The organism is Streptomyces sp. NPDC015345, from assembly GCF_043078805.1.
Taxonomy (GTDB): domain Bacteria; phylum Actinomycetota; class Actinomycetes; order Streptomycetales; family Streptomycetaceae; genus Streptomyces.
Map to the genome: position 1 here is coordinate 274570 of NZ_JBIBTX010000003.1, position 11205 is coordinate 285774.

The window sequence follows — 11205 nt, forward strand, 5'->3', positions numbered from 1 at the left end:
GGCGAGGGCGTGTCACCCGCCGCCCCCGGCAAGAGGAGCGTCCTTACTGCTTCTGCGACAGGCGCTTGTTCAGCTCGCCCTCGACCTGCTTGGCGGCCTCGGCAGGCGACTTACCGTTGAGCACCGCGGTCATGTAGTTCTTGATCGGGTTCGGCGGGTTCTCGACCGCGCCCCACTCGGGGATCAGCGGGGTGATGCCGCCGCCGGGGGTGGCCGGGGTCATGGCCTTGGCGGCCGGGTTGCCCTTGAGGGCGGACTCCAGCGACTCCTTGTTCGGGATGACGCCGCCTTCCTTGGCGAACTGACCCTCGAACTTGTCGGACAGCGCGATCTTCAGGAACTCCTTGGCCAGCTCCTGCTTCTTGCTGGTCGCGGCGACGGCGAGGTTGGAGCCGCCGAGGAAGACGCCCTCGGGCTTGTCCGCCGTGGCACCCGGGATCGTGAAGTAGCCGATGTCCTTCGCGATCTTCTTGTCCGTCTTGATCGCGAGGTCCGCCTCCCACGGCATGCCGATGAAGGTGGCCGTCTTGCCCTTGCCGAAGACCTCGCCCTGCTGCGGGGTGGCCTCATCCTTGTTCTTGGGGGCCTTGGAGAGCTTCTGGAACTCCTGGTACGTCTTCATGGCCTTGGCGACCTTGGGGTCGGCCAGGTTGGAGACGTACTTGTCGCCGTCCTTCTTGACCAGCTCGGCGCCCTCACCGATGGTCAGGCCGACGAAGTGGTACCAGAACTGGCCCGGCATGTAGATCGGCTCGGCGTCGGTCTTCGCGCCGATCTGCTTGAGGTCCTTCAGGAACTGCTCGCGGGTCTTGGGGGTGTCCTTGATGCCCGCCTCGGCCCAGATCTTCTTGTTGTAGATCACGACGCGGTTGAGGACGAACCACGGGGCGGCGTACTGCTTGCCGTCGATGACCGAGGCCTTGTTCATCGACTCGGTCCAGTCGGCGCCGATCGACTCCTTGAGGTCACCCAGCTCGGCGAGGCCACCCGTCTTGGCGTAGGCGGCGGTCTGGGTGTTGCCGATCTCGAAGACGTCCGGCGGGTTCTCCTCGGAGAGGGCCGTGGTCAGCTTCTGCTGGATGCCGTTCCACTGCTGGACCTCGAACTTCAGCTTCGCGCCGGTCTTCTTCTCGAAGGCCGCCGTGACATCCTTCTGCCACTTGTCCGGCGTCGAACCGTCCATCGCCCAGAGCGTCAGCGTCTCGCCCTTGAAGCCGTCGGCCCCGCCGGACTTCTTGTCCCCGTCGTCACTGCCGCAGGCCGCGACCGAGACCAACATGCCCGCGACACCGATGGCCGCTATGAGCTTGCGCTTCACGTCACCCTCCTCAAGGGATGCCAGTCAACCCCCCACCCGCAGCGACCTAATGGACCGAGATCTGCCCGTGGGACTGGAACCTGGTCTTTAATGGTGTAGACCAGTACGGGGAGCTTGGCCTAGACCTTTAGGGGTGTCAAGGGTGTATAAGAAGGGCTGTCGCGTCCGTTATCGGACCGACACCTGAGCGAGTAAGACTTGCTCGGCCCGTACCGTGCCACGATGTGAGCCGCGACAGACGGAGGAGCCGGTGACGGCAGCAGCACAGGAGCCGGGAAGGGTGGCCATGGGCACCGAAGCGGGCAGTACCGGGACCGACGGGGGCACTTCTTCGGAGGCCCCCAGCGTCGGCCGCACCGCGCGCGTGCCCAAGTACTACCGCCTGAAGCGGCACTTGCTCGACATGACGGAGACGCTGCCGCCCGGCACCCCCGTCCCCCCGGAGCGGACGCTCGCCGCCGAGTTCGACACCTCCCGCACCACGGTCCGCCAGGCCTTGCAGGAGCTGGTCGTCGAGGGCCGCCTGGAGCGGATCCAGGGCAAGGGCACCTTCGTCGCCAAGCCGAAGGTGTCGCAGGCCCTCCAACTCACCTCGTACACCGAGGACATGCGGGCGCAGGGCCTCGAGCCCACCTCGCAGCTCCTGGACGTCGGCTACATCACCGCCGACGACACCCTCGCCGGACTGCTCGACATCGGCGCGGGCAGCCGCGTCCTGCGCATCGAGCGGCTGCGTCTGGCCAACGGCGAGGCCATGGCCATCGAGACCACGCACCTGTCGGCCAAGCGCTTCCCGGCGCTGCGCCGGTCCCTGGTCAAGTACACCTCGCTCTACACGGCCCTCGCCGAGGTGTACGACGTGCGTCTCGCCGAGGCCGAGGAGACCATCGAGACCTCGCTGGCCACCCCGCGCGAGGCGGGCCTGCTCGGCACCGACGTCGGCCTGCCGATGCTGCTGCTGTCCCGGCACTCGCTGGACGCCGCGGGCCGGCCGGTGGAGTGGGTGCGCTCGGTCTACCGCGGCGACCGCTACAAGTTCGTGGCCCGCCTCAAGCGCCCCACGGACTGACCCGCGCACCGGGGGTCTGGCGCGGATCACCTCACTGCTCTACGTTCCTCCCGTCATCGCGTGAACGTCTTCGCACGATGAACGTCATCGCATGGTGAACGGGAGGACGACCCGGTGCGCAGAGCAGAACCCCGATCCATCGTCGTCTGGACCCTCGTCGCGCTGGTCGGCGCCGCGGGCTGGACCGTCCTCGCGCTCGCGCGCGACGAGGAGGTGTCGGCCGCCTGGATGGTGGCGGCGGCCCTCGGCTCGTACGCCATCGCGTACCGCTTCTACTCCAAGTTCATCGCGTACAAGGTCCTGAAGGTCGACCGGACCCGGGCCACGCCCGCCGAGCGGCTCGACAACGGCATCGACTTCCATCCGACCGACCGGCGCGTGCTGCTCGGCCACCACTTCGCGGCGATCGCGGGCGCGGGGCCACTGGTGGGGCCCGTGCTCGCCGCCCAGATGGGGTATCTGCCGGGCACCATCTGGATCGTCGTCGGCGTGATCTTCGCGGGCGCCGTACAGGACATGGTCGTGCTGTTCTTCTCGACGCGGCGGGACGGCAAGTCGCTCGGGCAGATGGCGCGGGACGAGATCGGGCCGTTCGGCGGGGCCGCCGCGCTGCTCGCCGCGTTCGCCATCATGATCATCCTGCTCGGGGTGCTCGCGCTCGTCATCGTCAACGCGCTCGCCGAGTCGCCGTGGGGCACCTTCTCCATCGCGATGACCATCCCGATCGCCCTGCTCATGGGCTTCTACCTGCGGGTGCTGCGTCCGGGGCGGGTCAGCGAGGTCTCCCTCATCGGCATCGCGCTGCTGCTCGTCGCGCTGGTCGCCGGGCGCTGGGTCGCCGAGTCCTCGCTCGCGGACACCTTCACGCTCGCGCCCTCGACGCTGGTCATCTGGCTGGTCGCGTACGGCTTCATCGCCTCGATCCTGCCGGTGTGGATGCTGCTCGCGCCGCGCGACTACCTCTCCACGTTCATGAAGATCGGCACCATCCTGCTGCTCGCGCTCGGCGTCGTCATCGCCCTGCCGACGCTGAAGATGGACCCGGTGACCGACTTCGCCTCGCGCGGCGACGGGCCCGTCTTCGCCGGCTCGCTCTTCCCCTTCGTCTTCATCACCATCGCCTGCGGAGCCCTGTCCGGCTTCCACGCGCTGATCTCCTCGGGCACGACGCCGAAGATGATCCAGAAGGAGACGCAGGTCCGGATGATCGGGTACGGCTCCATGCTGATGGAGTCGGCCGTCGCGATCATGGCGCTCGTCGCCGCCTCGATCATCGACCCCGGGCTGTACTTCGCGATGAACGCGCCGGCGGGTGTCGTCGGCGACACCGTCCAGGAGGCGTCGAAGGCCGTCGCGAACTTCGGGTACAGCATCTCCCCCGCCGACCTGGCGCAGGCCGCCAAGAACGTGGAGGAGTCCTCGCTGCTCTCGCGCACGGGCGGGGCGCCCACGCTCGCGGTCGGCGTCTCGGAGATCTTCTCGCAGGTCACCGGCGGCTCGATGCGGGCCTTCTGGTACCACTTCGCGATCATGTTCGAGGCGCTGTTCATCCTGACCGCGCTCGACGCGGGCACGCGCGTGGGCCGCTTCATGCTCCAGGACATGCTCGGGAACGTCTACAAGCCGTTCAAGAGGGTGAGTTGGAAGCCGGGCCTGGTGCTGACCAGCGCCGCCGTCACCGGTCTGTGGGGGTACTTCCTGTGGGTCGGCGTCCACGAGCCGCTCGGCGGGATCAACCAGCTCTTCCCGATCTTCGGCATCGCCAACCAGCTCCTCGCCGCCGTCGCCCTCACCGTCTGCACGACGCTGCTCGTGAAGTCCGGGCGCCTCAAGTGGGCCTGGATCACGGCGGTCCCGCTCGCCTGGGACGCCACCGTGACGCTCACCGCGAGCTGGCAGAAGGTCTTCTCCGGGGACCCGCGCGTGGGCTTCTTCACGCAGCGCTCGATCTACCAGGACGCCATCGACGACGGCAAGGTCCTGCCGCCCGCCAAGTCCATGGACGACATGCACACCGTCGTCACCAACTCCACGGTGGACGGCGTCCTTTCGGCGGCGCTGGCGCTGCTCATCGTCATCGTGATCGCCGACGCGGCGCGGGTCTGCCTCAAGCACCTCCGCGACCCCGAGGCCTCCCGGTTGAGCGAGGCTCCGTACGTGGAGTCGAAGTTGACGGCCCCGGCCGGACTCTTCCCGACCGCCGAGGAGAAGCGGGAAGCGCGGCGGGACGAGAAGCGGGAGCCGGTGCGATGACCTGGCTGCTGCGCGGGGTGCGCTGGATGCGGTGGTACGTCCGTGAGCTGACCGACGAGTCGGCGTACGAGCGGTACGTGGCGCACGTGCGCAAGGACCATCCGGCCGCAACCGTCCCCAGTCGCCGCGCCTTTGAGCGGATGCGGACGGACCGCCAGGAGTCGGACCCCCGCCAGGGGTTCCGCTGCTGCTGAGCAGGCACGTCGGGCACTTCGAGTCCCGTCCGTTATTCGGACAGGGGTTCCATACCGCGAGACTCTCGCTTAGATTTCCCGCACGTTAAGCATGGGATAAGTGAGGGAACGGAGCCGCGATATGTCAGATGCGCCTGAAGTGAACAGACCGGTGGTCACGCCGGTCCGCGTGGTCGTCGCCGTCTGCCTTGTCGCGCCGTTCGTGGCGATGCTCTGGGTGAGTTCCTACGCCAGGATCGAACCGACCCTCATCGGCATCCCGTTCTTCTACTGGTACCAGATGCTGTGGGTCGTCATCTCCACGGTGCTCACGATGATCGCGTACAAGCTGTGGCAGCGTGACCAGCGCGCCCGCAAGGAAGGTGCGCGGTCATGAACGGCGGAGTCAACGGCGTCGCGCTCGCCGTCTTCATCTTCTTCTTCATAGCGGTCACGGTCATGGGCTTCCTGGCCGCCCGCTGGCGCAAGGCCGAGAACGACCAGAGCCTGGACGAATGGGGCCTCGGCGGCAGGTCGTTCGGCACCTGGGTCACATGGTTCCTGCTCGGCGGCGACCTCTACACCGCGTACACCTTCGTGGCCGTCCCCGCGGCGATCTACGCGGCGGGCGCGGCCGGGTTCTTCGCGGTGCCCTACACCATCCTCGTCTACCCGCTGATCTTCACCTTCCTGCCGCGCCTGTGGTCGGTCTCGCACAAGCACGGCTATGTGACCACCTCGGACTTCGTGCGCGGGCGCTTCGGGTCGAAGGGGCTCTCGCTGGCCGTCGCGGTCACCGGCATCCTCGCCACGATGCCCTACATCGCGCTCCAACTCGTCGGCATCCAGGCCGTCCTCGACGTCATGGGCGTCGGCGGCGGCCCGGACACCAACTGGTTCATCAAGGACCTGCCGCTCCTGATCGCCTTCGCGGTGCTCGCCGCGTACACCTACTCGTCGGGGTTGCGCGCGCCCGCGCTGATCGCGTTCGTGAAGGACGGGCTGATCTACCTCGTCATCGTCGTCGCGATCATCTACATCCCGATCAAACTGGGCGGCTTCGACGACATCTTCGCCAAGGCCGGTGACGCCTTCGCGCAGACCAACCCGGCGACCGACAAGCCGCGTGGCGCGCTCGCGCCCGCCGAGGCCGGGCAGTGGACGTACGCCACGCTCGCGCTCGGCTCGGCCCTCGCGCTGTTCATGTACCCGCACTCGATCACGGCGACGCTCTCCTCGAAGAGCCGCAACGTGATCCGCCGCAACACCACCATCCTGCCGCTGTATTCACTGATGCTCGGCCTGCTGGCGCTGCTCGGCTTCATGGCGATCGCGGCGGGCATCAAGGTGGACAACGGCCAGCTGGCCATCCCGCAGCTCTTCGAGACCATGTTCCCGGACTGGTTCACGGGCGTGGCCTTCGCGGCCATCGGCATCGGCGCGCTGGTCCCGGCGGCCATCATGTCGATCGCGGCCGCGAACCTCTTCACCCGCAACATCTACAAGGACTTCCTCAAGCCCGACGCGACGCCCGCGCAGGAGACCAAGGTCTCCAAGCTGGTCTCGCTGCTGGTGAAGGTCGGCGCGCTCGCCTTCGTCCTCACCATGGACAAGACCGTCGCGATCAACTTCCAGCTGCTCGGCGGCATCTGGATCCTCCAGACGATGCCCGCGCTGGTCGGCGGCCTGTTCACCCGGTGGTTCCACCGCTGGGCGCTCCTCGCCGGCTGGGCGGTCGGCATGGTCTACGGCACGCTGGCGGCGTACGGCGTCGCGTCTCCGACGCAGAAGCACTTCGGCGGCTCCTCCGACACGATCCCTGGCATCGGCGAGATCGGCTACATCGGCCTCACCGCGTTCGTCCTGAACGTCATCGTCACCGTGGTCCTCACCTTCGTCCTGAAGGCGCTGAAGGCCCCGGACGGCATCGACGAGACCTCGCCCGGTGACTACACCGCGGACGCGGGCGACCCGGGCGTCATCCAGGAACTGCCCAAGGCGACCGCGGGCGCCGGGCACTGAGCCCTTCCCCACCCGCACCGACAAAGGCCGCCGGAAAACCGGCGGCCTTTGTCGTACCCGTGTTGCACACTGCGCCTCATGGATACGACGACCATCACGATCAGGCAGGCCCGCCCCGAGGAGTACGAGGCGCTGGGCGCCCTCACCGCACAGGCCTATCTCGACGACGAACACCTGGACTTCGGGGCGGAGGACCCCTATCTGGACGTGCTGCGCGACGTGGCGGCGCGCGCGGCCGCGGCGGAGGTCCTGGTGGCGGAGGCGGACGGGACCGTACTCGGCTGCGTCACCTACGTCCCCTCCGGCGGGCCCATGGCCGACATAGCGCGCGAGAGCGAGGCGGAGATCCGCATGCTGGCCGTCTCCTCCGAGGCGCGCGGCCGGGGCGCCGGCGAGACGCTCGTACGGGAGTGCGTGCGGCGCGCCAAGGAGGCTGGCCGCACCGGGCTCGTCCTGTCCACGCAGACGTCGATGCACGCCGCCCACCGGCTGTACGGGCGCCTCGGCTTCGTACGGACGCCCGAGCGCGACTGGCGGCCGATCGAGACCGTGCCGCTGCTCGCCTACGCGTTGACTCTCTGAGCCCACCCGACTCCCCCTGCGCACCGACACAAGATGTGGGGCCGCCTCAGGAACCCGACACAAGATGTATGCTCGTGCTCGCTGTCGCCGCAGGGGAATCCGGTGCAAGTCCGGAACTGTCCCGCAACGGTGCATGTGTACGTATTGCGCGTACGCGGAGTCCGAGGACCTGCCGACAGTGCACCCGTGCCGTCCGGCCCGGGTGCCGACCGTCCGGGCCTCGTGGAGTGGGCCGGTGGACGCGGTACGCCGCCCTGCCCGGGTGCGCCCGTGTGTGCCCGCCCCCCTCCTCCTGGCCCAGAGCCGAGCGAGGGAGTGCCCCCACGTGACCATCGCGCCTGCCGAACCCGCGTCAGCGCCGTCGACGCCCACCGCCCAGGGTGCCGAGGGAACCGACGGGCCAGGGGCCGCGCTGCTGCGCACCCTGACCGATCTCACCGCCGACCTTCCCGACGCCGACCCCGGCCGGGTCGCCGCCGCCGCGCTGCGCGGCCGCTCGGCCAGGGCCGACGCGTCGGAGCTGCGGGAGCTCGCGACCGAGGCGGCCGCGGGGCTCATCGCCGAGGACCCGGCGTACTCGAAGCTGGCGGCCCGGCTCCTGTCGATCGGCATCCGCGAGGAGGCGGCGACGCAGGGCGTGCGCTCCTTCACCGACTCCGTGGCGGTCGGCCACCGCGAGGGCCTGATCGCCGACCGCACGGCCCAGTTCGTGACGGCGCACGCGGCCCGGCTCGACGCGCTGGTGGACGCCGCGCTCGCCGCCGGCGCGGACTTCCGCTTCGAGTACTTCGGCCTGCGCACCCTGCACAGCCGCTATCTGCTGCGCCACCCGATCACCCGGCAGGTCATCGAGACCCCGCAGCACTTCATGCTGCGCGTCGCGAGCGGCCTGGCCAAGGACGAGGGCGCCGCGGCCGTGGACGAGGTCGCCGCGCTGTACGGCCTGATGAGCCGCCTGGACTACCTGCCGTCCTCACCGACGCTCTTCAACTCCGGCACCCGCCACCCGCAGATGTCCTCCTGCTACCTCCTCGACTCCCCGCTCGACGAGCTGGACTCGATCTACGACCGCTACCACCAGGTCGCGCGGCTCTCCAAGCACGCGGGCGGCATCGGACTCTCGTACTCCCGCATCCGTTCCCGGGGTTCGCTGATCCGCGGCACGAACGGGCACTCCAACGGCATCGTGCCGTTCCTGAAGACCCTGGACGCCTCGGTCGCCGCCGTGAACCAGGGCGGCCGGCGCAAGGGCGCGGCCGCGGTCTACCTGGAGACGTGGCACTCCGACATCGAGGAGTTCCTCGAACTGCGCGACAACACCGGTGAGGACGCGCGCCGCACGCACAACCTCAACCTCGCGCACTGGATCCCGGACGAGTTCATGCGCCGGGTCGCCGCCGACCAGGACTGGTCGCTGTTCTCCCCGGCCGACGTGCCCGACCTCGTCGACCTGTGGGGTGAGGAGTTCGACGCCGCCTACCGCGGGGCCGAGGCCGCCGGGCTCGCGAAGAAGACCATCCCGGCCCGGGACCTGTACGGCCGCATGATGCGCACCCTCGCGCAGACCGGCAACGGCTGGATGACGTTCAAGGACGCCGCCAACCGCACCGCCAACCAGACGGCGGAGCCCGGCCACACCGTGCACTCCTCGAACCTCTGCACCGAGATCCTGGAGGTGACGGACGACGGCGAGACGGCGGTCTGCAACCTCGGCTCGGTGAACCTCGGCGCCTTCGTGGAGGACGGCGACCTCGCCTGGGACCGGCTCGACGAGACCGTCCGCACCGCCGTCACCTTCCTCGACCGCGTCGTCGACATCAACTTCTACCCGACCGAGCAGGCCGGGCGCTCCAACGCCAAGTGGCGCCCGGTCGGCCTCGGCGCGATGGGCCTCCAGGACGTCTTCTTCCAGCTGAAGCTGCCGTTCGACTCCCCCGAGGCGCGCGCCCTGTCCACCCGCATCGCCGAGCGGATCATGCTCGCCGCGTACGAGGCGTCGGCCGACCTCGCCGAGCGCGAGGGCCCGCTGCCCGCCTGGGAGAAGACCCGTACCGCGCGCGGCGTCCTGCACCCCGACCACTACGGCGTCGAGTTGACCTGGCCCGAGCGGTGGGCGGCCCTGCGCGCCCGTATCGCCACGACCGGCATGCGCAATTCGCTCCTGCTCGCGATCGCGCCGACCGCCACCATCGCGTCCATCGCGGGCGTGTACGAGTGCATCGAGCCGCAGGTCTCCAACCTCTTCAAGCGCGAGACGCTGTCCGGCGAGTTCCTCCAGGTCAACGCCTACCTGGTGGACGAGCTGAAGCGGCTCGGCGTCTGGGACACGCAGACCCGCGAGGCGCTGCGCGAGGCCAACGGCTCGGTGCAGGGCTTCGGCTGGATCCCCGAGGACGTCCGCGCGCTCTACCGCACGGCCTGGGAGATCCCGCAGCGCGGCCTGATCGACATGGCCGCCGCGCGCACCCCGTTCCTCGACCAGGCGCAGTCCCTGAACCTGTTCCTGGAGACGCCGACCATCGGCAAGCTCTCCTCGATGTACGCGTACGCCTGGCAGCAGGGCCTGAAGACGACGTACTACCTGCGCTCGCGCCCCGCCACGCGCATCGCCCGCGCGGCCGGTGGCTCGAACGCCACAGCCGCCCCCGTACCCGCGCAGGTCACGGCCGAAGAGGCCGTCGCCTGCTCCCTGGAAAACCCCGAGTCCTGCGAGGCCTGCCAGTAATGAGCACGACGACGAACAGCGAGAAGAACCTTCTCGACCCGGGCTTCGAGCTGACCCTGCGCCCCATGCGCTACCCGGACTTCTACGAGCGCTACCGGGACGCGATCAAGAACACCTGGACGGTGGAGGAGGTCGACCTCCACTCGGACGTCGCCGACCTGGCGAAGATGACGCCCGAGGAGCAGCACCTGATCGGCCGCCTGGTCGCGTTCTTCGCGACCGGTGACTCGATCGTCTCCAACAACCTGGTGCTGACGCTCTACAAGCACATCAACTCCCCCGAGGCGCGGCTGTACTTGAGCCGTCAGCTCTTCGAGGAGGCCGTGCACGTCCAGTTCTATCTGACGCTGCTCGACACCTATCTGCCCGACCCCGAGGACCGGGCGGCCGCGTTCGACGCGGTGGAGGAGATCCCCTCCATCCGGGAGAAGGCGCAGTTCTGCTTCAAGTGGATGGACTCGGTCGAGAAGCTGGACCGGCTGGAGACGCAGGCCGACCGCCGCCGCTTCCTGCTCAACCTGATCTGCTTCGCCGCGTGCATCGAGGGGCTCTTCTTCTACGGTGCCTTCGCGTACGTCTACTGGTTCCGCAGCCGAGGTCTGCTGCACGGCCTGGCCACCGGCACCAACTGGGTGTTCCGCGACGAGACGATGCACATGAGCTTCGCCTTCGACGTGGTGGACACGGTCCGCAAGGAGGAGCCCGAGCTCTTCGACGACGCGCTCCAGACGCAGGTCACGGACATGCTGAAGGAGGCCGTCGAGGCGGAGCTGCAGTTCGCGCGTGACCTGTGCGGGGACGGTCTGCCGGGCATGAACACCGACTCGATGCGCGCGTACCTGGAGTGCGTCGCCGACCAGCGCCTCCAGCGGCTCGGCTTCGCGCCGGTCTACGGCTCGTCGAACCCGTTCTCCTTCATGGAGCTCCAGGGCGTGCAGGAGCTGACCAACTTCTTCGAGCGGCGGCCGTCGGCGTACCAGGTCGCGGTCGAGGGCTCGGTCTCCTTCGACGACGAGTTCTGAGAACGTGTGTGTCCGCCCCGCCACGGGGGCGGGGCGGACAC

9 protein-coding genes and 1 riboswitch are annotated in these 11205 nt (G+C 68.9%); of the genes, 8 read left to right on the forward strand and 1 reads right to left on the reverse strand.

Going from position 1 to position 11205, the window contains the following annotated elements; translation table 11 throughout:
• Positions 1–43 precede the first annotated feature (43 nt).
• On the reverse strand, positions 44–1318 hold the full coding sequence (locus ACF062_RS13530) for an extracellular solute-binding protein (RefSeq protein ID WP_392137901.1): 1275 nt from the start codon (positions 1316–1318) through the stop codon (positions 44–46).
• Between the two features lie 286 nt (positions 1319–1604).
• Here ACF062_RS13530 and ACF062_RS13535 point away from each other — a divergent pair, with 286 nt between their 5' ends.
• The 8 genes from ACF062_RS13535 to ACF062_RS13570 all read left to right on the forward strand — a co-directional run bounded on the left by ACF062_RS13535 (position 1605) and on the right by ACF062_RS13570 (position 11164).
• Positions 1605–2387: a GntR family transcriptional regulator gene (locus ACF062_RS13535; RefSeq protein WP_356574716.1), complete on the forward strand. Its 783-nt coding sequence runs from the start codon at positions 1605–1607 to the stop codon at positions 2385–2387.
• 114 nt (positions 2388–2501) lie between these two features.
• Positions 2502–4640, forward strand: coding sequence for a carbon starvation CstA family protein (locus ACF062_RS13540; protein WP_392137902.1), 2139 nt, complete (start codon positions 2502–2504; stop codon positions 4638–4640).
• Positions 4637–4834 (forward strand): YbdD/YjiX family protein, encoded by a 198-nt coding sequence (locus tag ACF062_RS13545; protein WP_263303356.1) that lies wholly within the window; start codon positions 4637–4639, stop codon positions 4832–4834. The genes ACF062_RS13540 and ACF062_RS13545 overlap by 4 nt, the downstream gene beginning before the upstream one ends.
• A gap of 121 nt (positions 4835–4955) precedes the next feature.
• Positions 4956–5210, forward strand: coding sequence for a DUF3311 domain-containing protein (locus ACF062_RS13550; RefSeq protein WP_223776675.1), 255 nt, complete (start codon positions 4956–4958; stop codon positions 5208–5210).
• Entirely contained in the window at positions 5207–6835 is a 1629-nt protein-coding gene (gene mctP / locus ACF062_RS13555) for a monocarboxylate uptake permease MctP (RefSeq protein WP_392137903.1), read from the forward strand. The genes ACF062_RS13550 and mctP overlap by 4 nt, the downstream gene beginning before the upstream one ends.
• A 78-nt stretch (positions 6836–6913) precedes the next feature.
• A complete protein-coding gene (locus tag ACF062_RS13560; RefSeq protein ID WP_392137904.1) occupies positions 6914–7417 on the forward strand; it encodes a GNAT family N-acetyltransferase in 504 nt (167 codons plus the stop codon).
• 51 nt (positions 7418–7468) lie between these two features.
• Positions 7469–7609, forward strand: a riboswitch (cobalamin riboswitch).
• A 133-nt stretch (positions 7610–7742) separates the two neighbouring features.
• Positions 7743–10142, forward strand: coding sequence for a ribonucleoside-diphosphate reductase subunit alpha (locus tag ACF062_RS13565; protein ID WP_392137905.1), 2400 nt, complete (start codon positions 7743–7745; stop codon positions 10140–10142).
• Positions 10142–11164, forward strand: coding sequence for a ribonucleotide-diphosphate reductase subunit beta (locus tag ACF062_RS13570; protein WP_392137906.1), 1023 nt, complete (start codon positions 10142–10144; stop codon positions 11162–11164). Before ACF062_RS13565 ends, ACF062_RS13570 begins: the two co-directional genes overlap by 1 nt.
• Positions 11165–11205 lie beyond the last annotated feature (41 nt).